This is a genomic window from Burkholderia sp. Bp8998 (assembly GCF_003854235.1).
Lineage (GTDB): Bacteria > Pseudomonadota > Gammaproteobacteria > Burkholderiales > Burkholderiaceae > Burkholderia.
Genome location: NZ_QTQF01000012.1, coordinates 136498 through 153569, shown reverse-complemented (window position 1 = coordinate 153569; position 17072 = coordinate 136498). Strand labels below are relative to the sequence as shown.

General features: G+C 67.8%; 15 protein-coding genes and 2 pseudogenes. 6 read left to right on the top strand and 11 right to left on the bottom strand.

The window, feature by feature from the left end:
• Positions 1-8: 8 nt before the first annotated feature.
• The 4 genes from DIE06_RS14870 to DIE06_RS14855 all read right to left on the bottom strand — a co-directional run bounded on the left by DIE06_RS14870 (position 9) and on the right by DIE06_RS14855 (position 4324).
• Positions 9-986, bottom strand: a complete 978-nt coding sequence (locus DIE06_RS14870) for a helix-turn-helix domain-containing GNAT family N-acetyltransferase (protein WP_124662058.1) — start codon at positions 984-986, stop codon at positions 9-11.
• Between the two features lie 139 nt (positions 987-1125).
• Entirely contained in the window at positions 1126-1884 is a 759-nt protein-coding gene (locus DIE06_RS14865; protein WP_124662057.1) for an SDR family oxidoreductase, read from the bottom strand.
• Between the two features lie 330 nt (positions 1885-2214).
• Entirely contained in the window at positions 2215-3159 is a 945-nt protein-coding gene (locus DIE06_RS14860; protein WP_124662056.1) for an esterase family protein, read from the bottom strand.
• A gap of 61 nt (positions 3160-3220) precedes the next feature.
• The gene (locus tag DIE06_RS14855) at positions 3221-4324 is read right to left on the bottom strand and encodes an OpgC domain-containing protein (protein WP_124662055.1); all 1104 of its coding nucleotides are present in this window, start codon (positions 4322-4324) and stop codon (positions 3221-3223) included.
• 381 nt (positions 4325-4705) lie between these two features.
• On the opposite strand from DIE06_RS14855, the gene DIE06_RS14850 reads away from it, so the two are divergent.
• Positions 4706-5860 carry a porin gene (locus tag DIE06_RS14850; protein ID WP_124662054.1) on the top strand — a complete coding sequence of 385 codons (1155 nt, stop codon included), beginning with the start codon at positions 4706-4708 and terminating at the stop codon, positions 5858-5860.
• A 50-nt stretch (positions 5861-5910) separates the two neighbouring features.
• On the opposite strand, the pseudogene DIE06_RS14845 reads toward DIE06_RS14850, so the two are convergent.
• Positions 5911-6324 (bottom strand): annotated as a pseudogene (locus DIE06_RS14845) (LysR substrate-binding domain-containing protein); the annotation flags it as partial.
• Between the two features lies 1 nt (position 6325).
• On the opposite strand from DIE06_RS14845, the pseudogene DIE06_RS39010 reads away from it, so the two are divergent.
• Together DIE06_RS39010 and DIE06_RS14835 are read left to right on the top strand one after the other, a co-directional pair.
• Positions 6326-6466: pseudogene (locus DIE06_RS39010) on the top strand (aldo/keto reductase); the annotation flags it as partial.
• Between the two features lie 154 nt (positions 6467-6620).
• Positions 6621-7361, top strand: coding sequence for a sulfite exporter TauE/SafE family protein (locus tag DIE06_RS14835; RefSeq protein ID WP_124662053.1), 741 nt, complete (start codon positions 6621-6623; stop codon positions 7359-7361).
• A 21-nt stretch (positions 7362-7382) separates the two neighbouring features.
• Here the strand turns inward: DIE06_RS14835 and DIE06_RS14830 are convergent, their stop codons facing one another.
• Positions 7383-7769 carry an ester cyclase gene (locus DIE06_RS14830; protein WP_124662052.1) on the bottom strand — a complete coding sequence of 129 codons (387 nt, stop codon included), beginning with the start codon at positions 7767-7769 and terminating at the stop codon, positions 7383-7385.
• 53 nt (positions 7770-7822) lie between these two features.
• Entirely contained in the window at positions 7823-8719 is an 897-nt protein-coding gene (locus tag DIE06_RS14825; protein WP_124662051.1) for a LysR substrate-binding domain-containing protein, read from the bottom strand.
• A 512-nt stretch (positions 8720-9231) separates the two neighbouring features.
• Between DIE06_RS14825 and DIE06_RS14820 the strand changes: the two genes are divergently transcribed.
• The 3 genes from DIE06_RS14820 (at position 9232) to DIE06_RS14810 (ending at position 12184) form a co-directional block, all read left to right on the top strand.
• Positions 9232-10080 carry a peptidoglycan DD-metalloendopeptidase family protein gene (locus DIE06_RS14820; RefSeq protein ID WP_124662050.1) on the top strand — a complete coding sequence of 283 codons (849 nt, stop codon included), beginning with the start codon at positions 9232-9234 and terminating at the stop codon, positions 10078-10080.
• Positions 10081-10287: 207 nt separating this feature from the next.
• Complete coding sequence (gene bla / locus DIE06_RS14815) at positions 10288-11187, top strand: class A beta-lactamase (protein ID WP_124662049.1); 900 nt, start codon at positions 10288-10290, stop codon at positions 11185-11187.
• Between the two features lie 124 nt (positions 11188-11311).
• The gene (locus tag DIE06_RS14810) at positions 11312-12184 is read left to right on the top strand and encodes a LysR substrate-binding domain-containing protein (protein WP_124662072.1); all 873 of its coding nucleotides are present in this window, start codon (positions 11312-11314) and stop codon (positions 12182-12184) included.
• A gap of 22 nt (positions 12185-12206) precedes the next feature.
• On the opposite strand, the gene DIE06_RS14805 is transcribed toward DIE06_RS14810, so the two are convergent.
• From DIE06_RS14805 to DIE06_RS14790, 4 genes are all read right to left on the bottom strand, one after another.
• The gene (locus DIE06_RS14805; protein WP_124662048.1) at positions 12207-12542 is read right to left on the bottom strand and encodes a type 1 fimbrial protein; all 336 of its coding nucleotides are present in this window, start codon (positions 12540-12542) and stop codon (positions 12207-12209) included.
• Between the two features lie 376 nt (positions 12543-12918).
• Positions 12919-13173, bottom strand: a complete 255-nt coding sequence (locus DIE06_RS14800) for a GlsB/YeaQ/YmgE family stress response membrane protein (RefSeq protein ID WP_057924918.1) — start codon at positions 13171-13173, stop codon at positions 12919-12921.
• Positions 13174-13334: 161 nt separating this feature from the next.
• Entirely contained in the window at positions 13335-14336 is a 1002-nt protein-coding gene (locus tag DIE06_RS14795; RefSeq protein ID WP_124662047.1) for a fimbrial protein, read from the bottom strand.
• Between the two features lie 9 nt (positions 14337-14345).
• Positions 14346-16943, bottom strand: a complete 2598-nt coding sequence (locus DIE06_RS14790; RefSeq protein ID WP_124662046.1) for a fimbria/pilus outer membrane usher protein — start codon at positions 16941-16943, stop codon at positions 14346-14348.
• Positions 16944-17072: the final 129 nt, after the last annotated feature.

Here is a 17072-nt window from a genome sequence, read left to right as displayed (position 1 = left end):
GCGGCGACTTACTGACTTGGCCGGCGCCGGCTGAAGCGCTGCTCGATGACGTGGGTTCCCCATTGCGCGCCCTCCGATTCGCTGGTCAGCGTAAAGCCGAACGATTCGTACAGGTGACGTGCCGAATCCAGCCCCTTGAACGTCCACAGGTAGGTCTCGCCGAACTGCTGCGCGTCGACGAAATGCATGGCGCGCGTCATCAGTTGCCGCCCGATACCGGAACCGCGCAATACGTCGTCGACGATGAACCATCGCAAATGCGCGACTCCCGTGGCGTGATTCCCGTCTATTGCGACAGAGGCGAGCGCGCGGCCGTTCTCGGCGTGGAGCCACAGAGCCTTGCCTGCGGCTGGCAGGGTGCCGGCAAATTCCGCGAGTTCGGTGGCAACCTTTTTCTCGAAGAAAGCGCCAAACCCCCAGTGTTCCGAATAGAACCGCGCGTGAAGGCTTGCGATGTCGCCGATACAGCCGGGTTGGTAGCCGTCGACAATCCGCGCGGCGTCCGGTTTCGGTATCGACACCCCGGAGACGTTGTCTTGCGCGAGCGCATCGCTATAAAGCGCGAGGGCGCGGACAAGGGTCTGCTGGTCCGCCGGAGCCATCCGGCGTAAAGCATTCGACACCTGACGTGTCGCAAACCGGTCGATCTTTTCGCGAAGTTTTTGCCCGTCGTCCGTCAGGTACAACTCTGTCGCACGCGCATCGTCGGGCGAGATGCGGCGCGTCACGAAGCCGGCCGTTTCGAGCCGGGAAAGCTGCCTGCTCGTGTTTGATTTATCCAGACGCAGGATGCTGCCCAGATCCTTTGCGTTGATGCCGGGCGCCATTCCTATTTCGAGAACGGCGTGAACCGCTGACGGCGCCAGATCGCTATCGGCCAATGTCGCACGCATGAAACCCAGTTCGCGAACCAGCTTGCGGGAAAAATCGCGAAGCTCGAGGATCGTTGCATCGCGAGGCTTTGCGGGAATATCGATGAGGTCCATGACCAGTCCGACGGAAAGTTGCGAGTCGCAAGTCATATTAGTTGCGACTCGCAACTTGTCAAGGACGATTTCGTGGGGCACCGGGCGGCGTGACCGACATCGCGGGCCCGGCGCGCCGAAAAAGGGGCGGCGACTCGACCTATCCGCGGCCCACGAATGGCATCGTGGTCGCCATGATCGTCATGTTCAGGATGTTCGTATCGAGCGGAAGAGTCGCCATCTGAACCACCGCGTTCGCGACATGCGTGACGTCCATCCGTGCTTCGGGCGCCGTGCGTCCGTCCGCCTGCAGCACGCCTTCCGTCATCCGGTCCGTCAGCGACGTCGCCGCGTTGCCGATGTCGATCTGGCTGCAGGCGATGTTGTACGCACGGCCGTCGAGCGCGAGCGACTTGGTGATGCCGGCCACCGCATGCTTGGTGGCCGTGTACGCGATCGTGTTCGGGCGCGGCGTATAGGCGGAGATCGAGCCGTTGTTGATGATCCGGCCACCCTGCGGCGTTTGCGCCTTCATCACGCGCCATGCCGCCCGCGCGCACAGAAAGACGCCCGTCAGGTTCGTCGCGACGACGTCGTTCCACACGCCGACGTCGTATTCGTCGAGCGGCACGGCCGGCGCGTTGCGGCCCGCGTTGTTGAAGAGGACGTCCAGCCGCCCGAACCGCTGCGCGATCTGCGCGAACGCATGCTCGACCGACGCTTCGTCGGTGACGTCGGCCGGAAACGTGTGCGCGTCGCCGTGGGCGGCGACGATCGCCTCTTTCGTTTCACGCAACGATGCTTCCTTGCGTCCGATCAGCGCGACGGCAAATCCGGCGTTGGCGAGCGCGATCGCCGCGGCACGACCGATGCCGGAGCCGGCGCCCGTGACGGCGGCGAACTGCTTCGAGACAGACATGGCTTGATTCCCTGCGGGTTGGGATGAGGAAAGAGGCGGCGGGTGCGCGGTGGATTCGCCGTGCGCCGGTTGAAGCGACATCGTACCGCGGCGGACCACGGGTCTCGCCGCGCGCGCCGCTATTTCCCGCGCGCCGGCGTGGCTTTCCGGCCGCGCTTGTGCGGGCCGGTCGGCCTGTATGGCCATCACGCGTAGTCGGCCCCCCGTCGCGCATCGCGCCTGGATCGGCTCGATGTCGCGAAACGGTGACCGAGGCGCGTGATCCGGTGCGAGCGCCGATACGCGCAGTGTGCCGCGGCGAAGCGGAGCCCGACGCGTCGTCCGGTCTCGTTACTTCACGCACTCCAGTGCGTACTTCAACCCCTGTCCGAGCAGCCCGCGCCATACTTCCCACGTATGCCCGCCGTCGACGACGCGCAGCTCGGCCGGGTTCTGCGCGCGGCGCAGTTGCGTGTACAGCACGCTCGATTCGGCCTGGATCGTCAGGTCGTCGTCACCGGCCGCGATGAACATCGGCACGCGCCAGTTGCGCGCGAAATAGCCGCGCATCAGTGCCGGGTAGTTCAGTTCGTGCCACACGCGCGGATCGAACTGCCGGTCGCCGAACACGCCGACATAGCGCGCGGCGGAATTGAGCGGCGGCTCGTTCGCGTAGATCGCGGGGCTCAGCAGCATCGCACCGCAGAACAGGCCCGGTTCGAGCAGCGAGAATCGCAGCGCGCCGAAGCCGCCCATCGACACGCCGCCGATCGCGCGGCCCGCGCGCTGGTTCGACACCGCGAAGTGCGCTTCGACTTCCGGCAGCAGGTCGTTCAGGAACGCGCTCTGCATCTTCTCCTTGCGATCGACGTACCAGTCGGTGCCGCCTTGCGGCATCACGATCACGACGGGCGGAATCTCGCGGCGCTCGATCAGCGTGTCGGCGGTGGCCTGCAGCCGGCCCTGCGTGATCCAGTCGTTCGCGTTGCCGGCATTGCCGTGCAGCAGGTACAGCACCGGATAGCGCGCGCCTTCCGGGTTGTAGCCGGGCGGCAGGTAGACCGTGTACGACCAGTCGCGCTTCAGGGATGCCGATCGAAACGCGCGCAGCACGACGCTGCTGCCCGGGTTGACCGGCGGCTCCTGGGCGGCCGGCGCGACCGTTGCGGGCGGGACGATCGCGGCAGCGGGCACGGGCGACACCGGCGAGACAGCGGGCCCGCCCGGCGTGGCGTGGGCAGCGGCGATGGAGCCGGCGATCAGGGCGGCGGCGAACGGAAGGACGAGTCGGCGCATGGCGAAGCGTTTCAGGAGAGGCGCCCGCTATCGTAGCAGTGGCGCATGACGGCGCGGCGCATCATCGCCGCGAACGGAACGGGAGCGACAGCCGCGACACCAGCGGCGCATGGAGCTTCGCGACGAGATACAGCAGGCCCATCGCGACGACGTCGGCGGCCAGGCCGAGCGGCACGTTCAGATAGCCTTCGGTCGCCTGGTAAAGCAGCGAGTCGACCGCGAGCGAGATGGCGGTGCCGGCGACGAAGCACAGCAGCCCCTGGCGGCCGATCGTGCCGATCCACGGGATCGCGTGCGCGACCTTCTTCATCCACCCGAGGTGCACGAGCTTGGCCGCGAGCCACGCGATCGCGAGGAAGTTCGCGAGCCGCAGCGCGCCGAGGTTCTGCTTGATCGACGGATCGGTCGGGAACGGCTCGATGCGCAGCCGGTAGTACGCGCCGGCCGCGACGATCGCGAGCGACACGGCCGTCAGCAGCCAGCCCTGCGGCTTCGGCGCGAGCGTCTGGTAGACGGGCTGGCAGCGTGCGATCACGCCGAGCACGAACAGGAATTGCCACGCGAACGGGTTGAAGTCCCACGGCGCGCCTTCGACGGTCGGCAGGAAGCGCGCGATGTGCGGCGCCGCGTACCAGAGCGAGCCGCTGAACGCGAGCATCAGCCACGGCTGCGTGCGTGCGAGCGGCAGCGCGAGCGGGACCAGCAGCGCGAAGAACGCATACATCGGCAGCACCGACGCGAGATACGGCTGGCGGCGGAACAGCAGGATGTCGCGCAGCGCGGCGAGCGGCTTCTGGAGCAGGCCGTCGAGATCGTTGGTCGGCAGGTTCGGGCCGTCGATCGAGAACGCGTTCAGCACGGCGGTGATCAGCAGCATCAGGCCGGCCGTCACGAGGAACGCCCGATAGATCTCGAACGCGCGGCGGATGAAACGCTGGCGCGCGGCGGCCTCGTCGTGGCGCTCGGCGAGCGAGTTGTACGCGATGGCGGTCGCGAAGCCGCCGAGGAACACGAACACCTCGGCCGCATCGCACAGCGCGTACGCATGCAGCGTCACGCGCGACAGGATGCTGCCGCCGATATGGTCGACGACGATCACCAGCAGCACGAGGCCGCGGAAGAAATCGAGCTCGGCGTAGCGGCCGGCCCGGGCGGCGGCGGTCATCGGGCTGCCTCCCGGCGCGCGCCGCGTGCGCGGCCGGCACCCGCCGCGCATGAATCGGGGTGAAGCATGACTTCGTGAAGAAATGACGAACGGATGCGCATTGTGCCACCGATGCGACGCGGCTCGGGTTTACGCGGATGGCGGGCCGGCCAGTCGTTGCCGACAAGCCTGATGAGGCACTCGGACGAACGGGGCAGTTGGACCAGCGCAACGCTTTGCGCACCGCGCCCACGCCCCGATAGACGGGCGGTTTGCGACGTGACACCATTTTGTCCTCGCGGCCGCACACCGCGCAGTCCGCCCTGCGGGCCACCCCTAAAAAAACAGACCAAACAATCGCCGGGCGAACGGCTGCCCGGCACCCGGCTCCGGAGAACCGTCATGAAGAAGAACGTCATTTTTGCCGCCGCGCTGGCCGCTTTTGCCGCGCCGGCCTTCGCGCAGGACAGCGTGACGTTGTACGGCCTCATCGACGAGGGCTTCAACTACACGAACAACGTGAACGTGAATGGGGTCGGGAAAGCGAATTACCAGCTCGCGAGCGGCTATGCGCAGGGCAGCCGCTGGGGCCTGAAGGGCAGCGAGGACCTGGGCGGCGGGCTGAAGGCGATCTTCACGCTGGAAAACGGCTTCGACGTGAACAACGGCCGGCTCAACCAGGGCGGCCGGATGTTCGGCCGCCAGGCGTTCGTCGGACTGAGCGCGTCGCGCTTCGGCACGCTGACCTTCGGCCGCCAGTACGATTCCGTCGTCGACTATCTCGCACCGCTGACCGCGAACGGCAACTGGGGCGGCACGCTGTTCTCGCACCCGTTCGACAACGACAACACGGACAACTCGTTCCGCGTCAACAACACGGTCAAGTACGCGAGCCCCGACTGGAACGGGCTGTCGTTCGGCGGCACCTACAGCTTCAGCAACAGCACCGGTTTCTCGACCAACCGCCAGTACAGCATCGGCGCGCAGTATTCGCTCGCCGGGCTGCAGGTCGCGGCTGCGTATCTGCAGGCGAACAGCCCGGGTGTCGGCAGCGCGGGCGCGATCGCGGCCGACGATGCGAATTTCATCGCCGACCGCCTGCGCATCTTCGGCGGCGGCGTGAACTACTCGTTCGGCCCGGCGACGGTCGGCTTCGTCTATACGAAGACGGACGTGAAGAACCCCGTGTCGACCGTCTACCTGCCAGCGTCGACGTTCTCGGGCCTCGGGCTGACTGCAACCAAGTTCCAGAACTTCGAGATCAATGGCAAGTACCAGCTCACGCCCGATTTCTATCTCGGCGCGCAGTACGTATTCACGGACGGCAAGTTCGACGCCGCGGCCGGTTCGTTCAAGCCGAAATACCACACCGTCGGGCTGATGGCCGACTACAGCCTGTCCAAGCGCACCGACGTCTATCTGCAGGGCGCCTGGCAGAAGGTCGCCGGCGACAAGACGGGCACCGCGGCCGACGGCGGCTACGTGGTCGGGACGGACGGTCCGTCGTCGTCGGCGAACCAGTTCGCGGTGCGCGCCGCGATCCGCCACAAGTTCTGATGGGCTGACCGGCCGGCGTCCGGGGCGGGTTGCCCCGGCGCCGGCTGTCGTCATTCCGCCCGGTGGGTGTCGTCGAGCGCGTGCGCGAGCCAGTCGACGACGATCCGCACGCGCGGCGCCAGATGCCGGCTGTTCGGAAACACGACCGACACCGGCAGCGGTGCGGCATGCCATTCCGGCAGCACCTCGACCAGCGAGCCGTCCTCGAGCACCGGTGCGAGCCCGTCGCGCGGCGCCTGGATCAGCCCGAGGCCCGCGATGCAGCACGCGAGATACGCGTGCGAGCCGTTCACCGCGACCACGCTGCGCATCTTCACGGTTTGCAGCGCGCCCGAATCCATGTCCACATATTCCCAGTCCAGCTCGCGGCCCGTGCGACTCGAGAAATAGCCGACCGCGACGTGGTCGGGCAAATCATCCGGCGAGCGCGGCGTGCCGTATCGCACCAGATACGCGGGCGACGCTCAGGACGCACTGCGATTCTCTATTTCGCAACTAACGGTCAATGATCCCGTCGACATCGAAACGGCGGTTCCCGCCGGGGCGGCTGCCGGCGAGCGTGATCCGGCCACCCGGATGGCGCGCCTCGACAGCCAGCATGGACGGGACCGGCGCACGGGGCCTGAACTGAGAGCATGGTGGAGCGATGAGGTGACGGGCCCGCCGGACGAGCCCGAGCCAGCCTCAGGCAAAACCAGATGGCGGGCGGCGTGACGGTGGTTCACCATCGGCGCCGTCATCACCGGACGGAACGCCTTCCATGCAAGTTCATACGCTGACGATCATCGTGCTGGTCTTTCTGCTGGCCGGGGCGGTCAAGGGCATGATCGGCCTCGGGCTGCCGACGATCTCGATGGGGCTGCTGACGCTCGCGATGCCGCCGTCGGCCGCGGCGAGCCTGCTGCTCGTGCCGTCGTTCATCACCAATGTGTGGCAGTTGTGGCTCGGCCCGTCGTTCGGGCCGTTGCTGCGGCGCTTGTGGCCGCTGCTCGCCGGGCTGGCGATCGGCACGCTGACGGGCGGGCTGCCGGCGCTCGCGGCCGGCAGCGCGTGGACCCACGCGGCACTCGGCATCGTGCTGGTCGCATACGGCTGCTGGGGGCTCGCCGCCGCGCGGCTGCCCGCGCCGGGCCGTCACGAAACGTGGCTGTCGGCCGCGGTCGGCTACCTGACGGGCGTCGTGACGGCCGCGACCGGCGTGTTCGTCGTGCCGGCCGTGCCGTACCTGCAGGCGCTGCGCCTGTCGAAGGACGACCTGATCCAGGCGCTCGGGCTGTCGTTTACCGCGTCGACGATCGCGCTCGGCCTGCAGTTGCACGTGACGGGCGCGCTGCAGACGGTTGATCTCGGCGTATCCGCGCTGGCGCTCGTGCCGGCGCTCGCCGGGATGATCGGCGGGCAATACGCGCGGCGCGTGATGAGCGAGAAGGCGTTCAAGCGCTGCTTCTTCGTCGGGATGATCGCGCTCGGCGCCTACATGGCCGTGACGGGACTGCGGTGAGTGCCGTGACGGCCGGCGTCGTTACAGCTGTGCCTCGATCGCGGCCTTGTCGATCACCGACCAGACCTGGCGGATCCTGCCGTCGTGAAATTCGTAGAACACGTTCTCGGCGAACGTGACGCGCGTGCCGTCCACGGCGAGTCCCATGAACGTCCCTTTCGGCGCACAGGCGAAGCGCAGCCGGCATGCGATGCTCGGCGGTTCGCAGACGAGCAGCCGGATTTCGAAATGGAGGTCCGGAATGTCGCGAAAATCCTGCTCCAGCATCGCGCGGTAACCGGCGAGGCCGAGCGGCCGGTCGTTATGGATCACGTTGTCGGCGACGTACTGGCCGAGCGCCGGCCAGTCCTGCCGGTTCAGGCAGTCGATATAGGCGCGGTAGTGCGTGGCAAGGTCGGGTTCGGTCATGGCGGCGGTTTCTCCTCGTGTATCGCCCCGGCGGTTGCGGGGGCACGCGGCGTTCAGTGCGGCGGCATGTCGCCCGACAGGTACGACACGAATGCCTGCGTGTACTTCGGCAGCGCATCGAACGATCGCGCGCAGAGCGTCAGCTTGCGGTGACTCCACGCGTCGGACAGCTCGACGAGCCGCACGTCCATCGTCTGCATCGCGCGTTCGGCCGCATGGCGCGACACGATGCCGATCCCCACGCCGCTTTCGATCACGCGGCAGATCGCATCGAAACTCTTCAGCTGCACACGGTAGCGGATCCGCTTGCCGAGCGCACGCGCCTGGTCCGCGAGATGGACCTGCAGTGCGCTGCCGTCGGTCAGCCCGATGAAGTCCGCGTCGGCGATCTCGTCGAACGCGACCTTGTCGCGCGCGGCGAGCGGATGCCCGGCCGGCACGACCGCGATCAGCCAGTCCTCGCGGAACGGCTTCTGCTCGAGCCCGCCGAGCCCGACCGAATCGGCGACGATGCCGACCTCGGCCGTCTTGTTGCGGATCGCATGCACGATTTCCTGGCTCGAGCGTTCCTCGACGCTGATCGACAGTTTCGGATGATGCGGCAGATACGCGGCAAGCGCGTCGGGCAGGTATTCGCTCAGCGACGCCGTGTTGCACAGCAGCCGGACGTGTCCGCGCAGCCCCTGGCCGTATTGCTGCAGTTCGCCGCGCATGTGGTCGATCTGCTGGAGCACCGTGCGTGCGTGGTGCTCGAGCGCGCGGCCCGCGTCGGTCACCTGCGCGCCCGACTTGGTCCGGTGCAGCAGCGGCACGCCGAGCTCGTCCTCCATCCCGCGGATGCGCTCGCTCGCGGCCTGCAGCGTGATGTGGGTTCGCTCGGCGCCGCCGGTGATCGTACCGGCCTCGCAGATGTTCAGGAAGAGCCGCAGGTCGGTCAGGTCGAAGCGCATGGTGGGTGGGGGCGTGGAAGATTTGGTATGGCCGATAAGTTAGCAGGAACCGCCGCGCCGGTCTCAGGCTGGGCCTGAGACCCCGTTCGCCGGTTCCGCATTTTCGGGGCGGGATCGATGCCGGATCATGGCCGCATATCAACCGGGGGAGACTGTCATGCGGGTCGATTCGTCGTGGGGTGTGTCGTTCAGGATCGCGCTGCACGTGCTGTTCCTGTGCATCGGCGTCGCGTGGGCCTGCGCGGAGCTGGTCGACTGGCTGCGTTGAGCGGGCGGCCGGCGCGGCCAGTCGTGCGGTGAAAGCAATTCGAAATAATGGCGTGTCACGGAATTTTTTCCGCACCGCCCGCCAGATACCGTCAAGTTTTTCCGAATTCGACCGTATTACCGGTAACAAGCGTCTGCCGGCGCCCGGCTCGTGATCGTTTGTCATCATTGTTTGCATCCGGTTACACGTCGGCCGTCCCGTTTTTGAGATGCTTGAAAGATTGTCAAACCGGAGTCGATCGTCCATGAAACTGCGCGAGATTTGCCGCAAGTCGGCGTGGCTGTCCGGCCTGGCCGCCGTGCTCGTCATGGCCGGTTGTGCCGGCACGCAGTCCGTTCCGCCGAGCGACACGCTGGCGGGGGCGCCGTCGGGCCAGCCCGCCGCCGTGCCGGCGGCCACGCCCGTGGTGCCGCCGGCGCCCATTCTCGTCGCGCAGAAGTACGTGGTGAAACGCGGCGACACGCTGTCGGGCATCGCGTCCGCGAACGACTGCAGCGTCGCCGACCTGCGTACGTGGAACAGGCTCGACGCGCGCGGCAAGCTCCGCATGGGGCAGGTGCTGCGCATCGTCCGGCAGCAGCCGTTGCCGGCGCCGGGCACGAGCGGCAACCCACCGGCGGCCGCGCCGGTCGCCGCGAGCAGTGCGGCGGGCGCCGCGCAGGCGAGTGCGTCGACGGCGAACGACCGGCAGGTCGTGAAGGAAACCAGGCGGCATGCGGGCGCGGTGGCGCTCTCGTGGCCCGCGCACGGCAAGATCGTCGACGCGTTCCGGCCCGGGCAGAACCGCGGTATCCAGATCGCCGGCCGGCCGGGCGATCCGGTTCGCGCGGCGGCCGACGGCCGCGTGATGTACGCGGGCACCGGCCTGAACGATTACGGCACCTTGATCATCGTCCAGCACAACGCGGATTTCCTCACGGCCTATGCGCACAACCGCAAGCTGCTCGTGAAGACCGGCGACATCGTGCGCCAGGGCGACGAGATCGCGGAGATGGGCGACCTCGACAACTCGCGTGTCGCGCTGCTGTTCGAAGTGCGGCGCGACGGCAAGCCCGTCAATCCGATGCCGTACCTGCCTTCGTCGCAAGGCTGACACGGGCCGCGCCGCTGGAACGCGGCCGCGGTCGCTGCTACGCTAGGGTCTGTTCATGCGAGTCCCGCCGCATGCGGGGCCGACGGACGTCTTCGGGGATGCGCGGCGTATGCCGTCGCGAGCCGGCCGTCGGCGTGAACGCGCGCGCATCGTCGATGTGCGCGTGCGTTGCTCGCGCCACCGTTTCCGACAGAACGCCCTTCATCCATGGAACATTCTCCGACACGCCGCTCGCTGTTGCTCGCCGCCCTTGCCGCGCCGTTCGTCGCCGCGTGCTCGTCGGCGCCCGTCGCCGACCAGACACGCGCCCGTGCCGCCCAGGCCGAACTCGCCGCGCTCGAAAAGGCATCGAACGGCCGGCTCGGTGTCGCCGCACTCGATACGTCGAACGGCACGCGCATCGCGCATCACGCGCGCGAGCGCTTCCCGCTGTGCGGCACTTATGCGGTCGTTGCCGCGGCCGCGATCCTCGCGCGCGGTTCGCTCGACGAATCGCTGCTGCCGCGCCGCATCCTGTATCGCCGCTATGAGGTCGTGGCCGGCTCGCCGGTGACGGAAAGCCATGTCGACACGGGGATGACGATCGCGCAGCTCTGCACGGCGATGCTGCAGTCGGGCGACAAGGGCGCGGGGAACCTGCTGATGGGCGTGCTCGGCGGTCCGCAGGCCGTCACGTCGTTCGCGCACGAAAGCGGTGACACGGCGTTCCGGCTGGACCGCTGGGAACCCGAGCTGAACCAGGCCGCGCCCGGCGACGAACGCGATACGTCGACGCCGGTCGCGATGGCCGACATGGTGCAGCGGCTGCTGCTCGGCGATACGCTGCGCGAACCGCAGCGTGCGCAGCTCACCGAATGGATGACCGGCGGCGCGCGCGGCGCGACCGGGATCGCGGCCGGCGTGCCGCCCGGCTGGCGCATCGCGGACAAAGCCGGCACCGGCGGCTACGGCACGACGACCGACGTTGCGGTGCTGTGGCCGCCGGCGCGCGCGCCGATCGTGCTGGCCGTGTCGTTTACGCAGCCGCGTGCGGATGCGGCGGCACGCGAGGACGTCGTCGCATCGGCGGCGCGCATCGCGACGAGCGCATTTGCCGCATCGGCCTGAGCGTCCGCCGCACCTCGCGTAAAGCCGGCGTTTGGCTTATCGTGTCGGTCAGCGCGCGCCGGTGTCGGCGCACGTTCTTGCCGCGCCGTCGTTCGGCGCGGTCGAACCGTTTACCCGCTTCGTCATGCGCCGACTTCCGCCCCTGCACGCGCTGCAGATCTTCTCGACGGTGGCCCGCCACCGCAGCTTCACGCGCGCGGCCGAGCAGCTGTGCCTCACGCAGGGCGCGGTGAGCCGGCAGATCCAGACGCTCGAGGCGCATTACGGTTTTCCGTTGTTCAAGCGGCACGCGAAGGGCCTCACGCTGACGGCGGAAGGCGAGCAATTGCTGCCGGTGGTCGACGAGAGCTTCGCGCGGATCGAGGACATCTCGATGAAGCTCACGCGGCAGCGCACCGATCTCGCGCTGAAGGTGCCGACTTGCGTGATGCGCTGGATGCTGCCGCGCATCATGCGCTTCCAGGGCGAGCATCCCGATCTCCATGTGCAGATCACGACCGCGTGGCAGCACGTCGTCGATTTCTCGAGCGAACCGTTCGATGCGGCGATCGTCTACGGCACGTCGCCGGGCGCGGGCGTGTTCGCGCTGCCGCTGTTCGACGAGCGGCTGACGCCGGTGTGCGCACCCGAGTTGCGGCATACGGTGCCGCTCGATGCGGTCGGCGATCTCGCGCGCCATACGCTGCTGCATCCGACGCGCGACCATCGCGACTGGCGCGCGTGGCTCGATCACGCGGGCGAGCGTGCCGTCGACGCGGAGCGCGGGCCGACCTTCGACACGCTCGATCTCGCGACGAATGCGGCGATGCAGGGCTTCGGCGTCGCGATCGGCGACGTGACGCTCGTCGACGACGACGTCAGTGCGCGCCGGCTCGAACGGCCGTTCGACATCGTGCTCGAGACCGGCGCCCGCTATTTCTTCGTCTATCCCGAGAACATCGGCAGCCAGCAGAAGATCCGCGCGTTCAGCGACTGGATCGCCAGCCATCGCGACTGACGCGCGAGGCCGGCGGCGTGCCTTACTGGTACGTCACGACGGCGATCATCGGCGCATGTGCGTTGCCCGGACGGTCAGGTAAAACGATTGCGCGCGACGCTTGCGTAAAGGTCGTGGTCTGGAGCGTGCGCAGGCTGGCCGCGTCGACGAACGCGACTTGCCCGCTCGCCGGGCGCGGGCAGTCGGGGCGCACGCGCGCATGCACGGCGTCGGCCGTGTCGAGCGCGAACGAGCACGGCGGCTCGACGATCATGCCGGTGAAGTGGATGATGCCGGACGTGCCGGCGGCAAATGAAGAGGACGAGGCCAGAAGCGAGGCAGCCAGGGCAAACGAGGTGGCAAACAGGCGATGCTTCATGACAGGCTCCAGAGAGGAAGCGCGTCGCAGCGAGGCCGCTCGAATGGCAGTCCGTCAACGCTGCGGTGCTGTATGCGTAAACGGCAAATCCATCGAGTCCCTTGAATGGAAAATCGTAAATATTGGATATAAGCAAATAGCGCGGCCTTTCCAGAATCAATTTAGGCCGGATTTGCGAGATAGCAAGTCAGGGTAATGCCGGTGTGGCAGGTGCAACGGACATGCAGTCGTCCGGCACGGCTCGTTCAGAATGTCGTTGTGAAGTCAACGAATTGACGAGTCGCTGCAGCGGTGCGCAGGTGAATGACGGTGCACAAAAGAAAACGGCCGCTCGTGCGACGAGCGGCCGTTTGCCGTGGAGCGGTGTGACGGCGGATCAACCCGCGCGCTTGCGCACCGCGCCGACGATCACGAGCAGCACGATCGCGCCGATGATCGACGCGATCCAGCCCGCGCCCTGGCCCGGTGCATACCAGCCGGCCGCACGGCCGACATAGCCTGCGACGAGCGAGCCGACGACGCCGAGTACGACGGTCATCAGGATGCCCATCTTGTCGTCGCCGGGCTTGAGCGCACGGGCGAGGAGGCCGACGATGAGCCCGACGACCAGGGTTTCGATGAATTGCAGCATGAACGCCTCCCTATTGCTGTTGAGCTGTTGACGAAAGGAGATGGACTCGCGCGACGCGCCGGGGTTCCCTGCGGCGGCGAACCGGCGCGCGGCGTGCCGAGTATCGCACGCCGCCACGTCACGCCAGTGTCAGGTCGCGCCGAGGCGCGCGCCGACGTCATTCATTGGTAGTCGAGCAGGACCTGCGCCGCGGCGTGAACCGAACCGCCGCCGACCTTCGCGCCCGTTTGAAGGTAGGACGCGCGGAGCTGGATCGACGGCGATCCGCCGGTGGCCCGGTTGTAGCCCGTCACGGTGTGCGACTGCCGCAGCGGCAGCGGCTGGCCGGTCGCGGGGTCGGCGATCTGGATGCCGATGCCGGTGGCCGAAGCATCCGGGCGCAACTGCATCCCGCCGGGCGTGCCGGTGACCACGTCGTCCAGCGGGGCCAACTGATAGCCGATCCGGTTGTAGCCGGCCGGGCAGTTTTTCAACTGCACCCGGAAATCCGTCGCGCCGGCGGTCGAGCCGACGCCGTTGAACACATGGTGCTGCACCGGCGGCAGCGTGACGGTCTGGTCGGAAATCGAGCAGGTTCCGTTGATGAAGCTGACCTTCGCGGCGAGGTAGACCATGGACGAGTCGCCGAAAAGGCCGGACTTGAAACGGATCGTGTAATAGGCGCTGAGCGAGCCGGAATTGAGCGACCCGTCCTGCGGCTGCCGGCTATCGCGAAACAGCATGATTTCGACCGAGTTGCGCAGTGTCGTCTTCGTCGACGAGACGGCGACGTTGCCGTCGATGATCATGCGCGTCGACAGGCCGGACACGTTGGTTTCGAGGTCGGGGCCGTCGGAGGGCGAAAAACTGCCCTTCGGGTACATCGAGATGCTCGTGATCTGGCAGGTGCTCGCGCCGCAAACGTCCTGCGGTGTGAAGTAATAGCGCCCGACGACCACGCCCGGCGTGGCGTTTCCGGGGCTGGTAATGGTTGCCTGCCCGAACGCATAGAGGGCGGAGCCGGCGGTCGCATCGGTCGCGAACGCGACGCAGGCGAGCAGAACCCCCGAGGCAGCCGCGATCATGCGGGCGCAGTGTCGGGCAATGCCGCCGCGTGCGTGGTATGTCAGACCTGCCAGGCTCGTCATTCGGGTCGATGCGGACGATGAATTGAAATTGAACATTTGGATTCCTTATTGAGTGCCGGCGGTCGTCGAGTCGGGCTGGCAGCGGCTCTGGATGGTCTGAATGCCCGACGATTGCCTGCGACGTTCCGCGACGGGCAGCTCGTATGCGATTCGACAGACCGAACGGAGGTCGGCACCCCATTGAACCGTCAGCGAACCGCGGTCGGCGAGCCCGCGCGCGAAGATCTTGCTCGCCTGGCCGACGACGCCGACTTCCTTGCCGGTCTCGTCATGCACGGTGGCGCCGAACGGCAGCGGCGTGCCGTCTGCCTGGCGCGCCTGGACGAGCGCCGCGCGGCCGGTGTCGGTCGCGAACCGGATGAGCGGCACCGAACCGGCGCGCGGTGCGACCTGCCGGCTGGTTTCCTTCAGTTCGACGTCCATCGAGATGCCCTTCGGATCGAGCGCGATCGTATTGAGGCTGTAAGGCGCCAGGTACGGCACGACCGCGTAGCCGTTGCCGTCGACCTTGACGCCCGCCGCGTTCGTGATGCGCGCGCCAGCCGCGCCCGGCGCCTCGACGATCGCGAACGTCTCGGATACCGGCTGCGAGAACGTGATGCCGCCGCGGTGCGCGACCAGCGCGCCGCGCACACCGAGCGAGCCTTGCTGGAAGTCCGTGCTCGCGCCCGCGCTGGCGCTGACTTCCGCCAGGCGCGTGCGGTACGTGACGTTGGCGCTGCCGTCCGTGACCGCGTTCGGTCCGGACGCGTGGTTCGCGCTCACGCTGTACGACAGCGCGTGGTCGTCGCCCAGCGATCCGGACAGCGTCGACTGCACGCGGGTGCGGCCAAGCGTGTCGCGCGACACGTTGCCCGAGACGGTCATCGGGCGCTCGCGGCCGAACGGGATCGTGACGCTGGCGTAATAGAGCGTGCTCATGTCACCGCCGGCATTGCGCTGCCGCGTGGCCGTCAGGCTGTAGGACACGTTGCGGAACTGGTTCGTATAACCGACCGAGTAGTTGATGTCAGAGCCGGGGCGGTTCCAGTAGTTGACGGCCGATGCCGTGGCATTGATGCGCCCGCCGGTCGCGCCGAGGCGCTGCGTGAGCGCCAGCGACGCGCGATGGCGCTGACGCCAGACCGCGTGGGTCGAGCGGCCGTTGCGCGCGGCGTCGCGTGCCTGCATCGCGTCGTCGAGGCCGAAATAGCCGTCCGTCGAATAACGATACGCGGCGAGTGCGATGTCGGTGCCGGTCGCATCGACCGACTTCGCATAGCTGACGCGCACGCTCGAACCGCTGTAGCGCTTCGCGCCCGGGATCGCGGTCAGCGCATGCGTGACGTCCGCGCCGAACGCGCCGAACGACGTGTTGAACGCGCCGCCCAGCATCGCCGACACGTAGCCGCCGGCGAGCGTGACACCGCCATAGCCCGTCAGCAGGTTGGTCAGGCCGCGCTGGTAGGTGGCCTGCGTGAACAGCGGCTGGCTCGAGCCGTGAGGATTGCGCAGCGTGCCCGCGACGAAGCTGTAGCGGCCGATGCCGGGCCGCAGCGACATCGGCACGGCGGCGTAGGGCACGGAGAACGTGTGCACGGAGCCGTCGGCTTCGGTCACCGACACCTGCAGGTCGCCGCCATATCCGGTCGGGTACAGGTCGTCGATTTCGAAATTGCCGGGCGCGACCGTCGTCTCGTAGATCGTGACGTCGTTCTGGCGGATCGTCACCTTCGCATTGCTGTTCGCGATGCCGCGCACCACCGGCGCGTAACCGCGCAGCGAGTCGGGCAGCATCCGGTCGTCCGTCGACAGGCGCACGCCGCGGAACTGCGTCGAGTCGAACAATTCGCCCGACGTGTAGCTTTCGCCGATGACGAGTTGCGACGACAGCGACGGCAGGTCGCGCTGCAGATAGGTCGCGAGGCCCTGGTACCGGCTCTCGCCGCGCGACGACCAGGAATAGGACCCTTCATGGCGAAAGCGCCAGGTGCCGATATTCACGCCGCCGTTCAGGCCGAGATAGCCTTGCGTCTGCGCGGTGTGGCCGCTGGCCTTCGACGTGTAGAGATTGAAGTTGTAGCCGAGCAGACCGACGGTTTCGCCGGAGGTCCATTGATCGGGGCTCACGTAGCCGCGTGCCTTGCGCGCGAGCGACGCCTGCGGGATCGACAACCTCAGCGTCTGTCGCGTGAAGTCGAATGCCGCACTGGCGCCCGGGACGACTTCGTCGAGTCGCAGGCATGCGTCGTCGCCGTCCAGTCGTGCGACGACGTCCGGCGCGAGCTTGCCGAAATCGACGCCGACGCGCTCGAGCAGCGTGCGGTCGAAGCACGGACGCGCGTCGCCCGAATCCGGCGCGGCCACGAAGCGCACGTCGTAGCGGCCGATCCAGTCAGGGCCGACATGCACGTCGGCGGTGTACACGCCCGGGGCCGTCACGTTGCGCCGGGCGAAGCGCGACACGTCGAAATCCCTGCCCAGGCGATTCTGCATGAACGCGCCGTCGAACTCGACTTGCGCGAGCGAGCCGTCGGCTGCAGCCGGTGTCGTCGCGCGGCCATCGGCGGACCACGCGGCCACGCAGGCCGCCACCAGCAGATGGATCGGCTTGACGCGCGGCAGGTCGGCCGCGCCGCGGTGCGGCAGTCGAGTCGGGGTCATGCGCAATACTCCAGAAAGTTTCGGGGCGAGCGGGCGCGTTGGGCCGGCGCAGGCGTGCGGACGCGCGCTGCGTTGCGGCGGTGAGTGGCAATTCCGGGGTGTCCGTGCGGGCTGGCCGGGACGGCCGAA

Coding starts and splice junctions, on each gene's coding strand:
- DIE06_RS14870 (WP_124662058.1), bottom strand. CDS start 986: ATGGACCTCATCGATATTCCCGCAAAGCCTCGCGATGCAACGATCCTC.
- DIE06_RS14865 (WP_124662057.1), bottom strand. CDS start 1,884: ATGTCTGTCTCGAAGCAGTTCGCCGCCGTCACGGGCGCCGGCTCCGGC.
- DIE06_RS14860 (WP_124662056.1), bottom strand. CDS start 3,159: ATGCGCCGACTCGTCCTTCCGTTCGCCGCCGCCCTGATCGCCGGCTCC.
- DIE06_RS14855 (WP_124662055.1), bottom strand. CDS start 4,324: ATGACCGCCGCCGCCCGGGCCGGCCGCTACGCCGAGCTCGATTTCTTC.
- DIE06_RS14850 (WP_124662054.1), top strand. CDS start 4,706: ATGAAGAAGAACGTCATTTTTGCCGCCGCGCTGGCCGCTTTTGCCGCG.
- DIE06_RS14835 (WP_124662053.1), top strand. CDS start 6,621: ATGCAAGTTCATACGCTGACGATCATCGTGCTGGTCTTTCTGCTGGCC.
- DIE06_RS14830 (WP_124662052.1), bottom strand. CDS start 7,769: ATGACCGAACCCGACCTTGCCACGCACTACCGCGCCTATATCGACTGC.
- DIE06_RS14825 (WP_124662051.1), bottom strand. CDS start 8,719: ATGCGCTTCGACCTGACCGACCTGCGGCTCTTCCTGAACATCTGCGAG.
- DIE06_RS14820 (WP_124662050.1), top strand. CDS start 9,232: ATGAAACTGCGCGAGATTTGCCGCAAGTCGGCGTGGCTGTCCGGCCTG.
- bla (WP_124662049.1), top strand. CDS start 10,288: ATGGAACATTCTCCGACACGCCGCTCGCTGTTGCTCGCCGCCCTTGCC.
- DIE06_RS14810 (WP_124662072.1), top strand. CDS start 11,312: ATGCGCCGACTTCCGCCCCTGCACGCGCTGCAGATCTTCTCGACGGTG.
- DIE06_RS14805 (WP_124662048.1), bottom strand. CDS start 12,542: ATGAAGCATCGCCTGTTTGCCACCTCGTTTGCCCTGGCTGCCTCGCTT.
- DIE06_RS14800 (WP_057924918.1), bottom strand. CDS start 13,173: ATGCTGCAATTCATCGAAACCCTGGTCGTCGGGCTCATCGTCGGCCTC.
- DIE06_RS14795 (WP_124662047.1), bottom strand. CDS start 14,336: ATGTTCAATTTCAATTCATCGTCCGCATCGACCCGAATGACGAGCCTG.
- DIE06_RS14790 (WP_124662046.1), bottom strand. CDS start 16,943: ATGACCCCGACTCGACTGCCGCACCGCGGCGCGGCCGACCTGCCGCGC.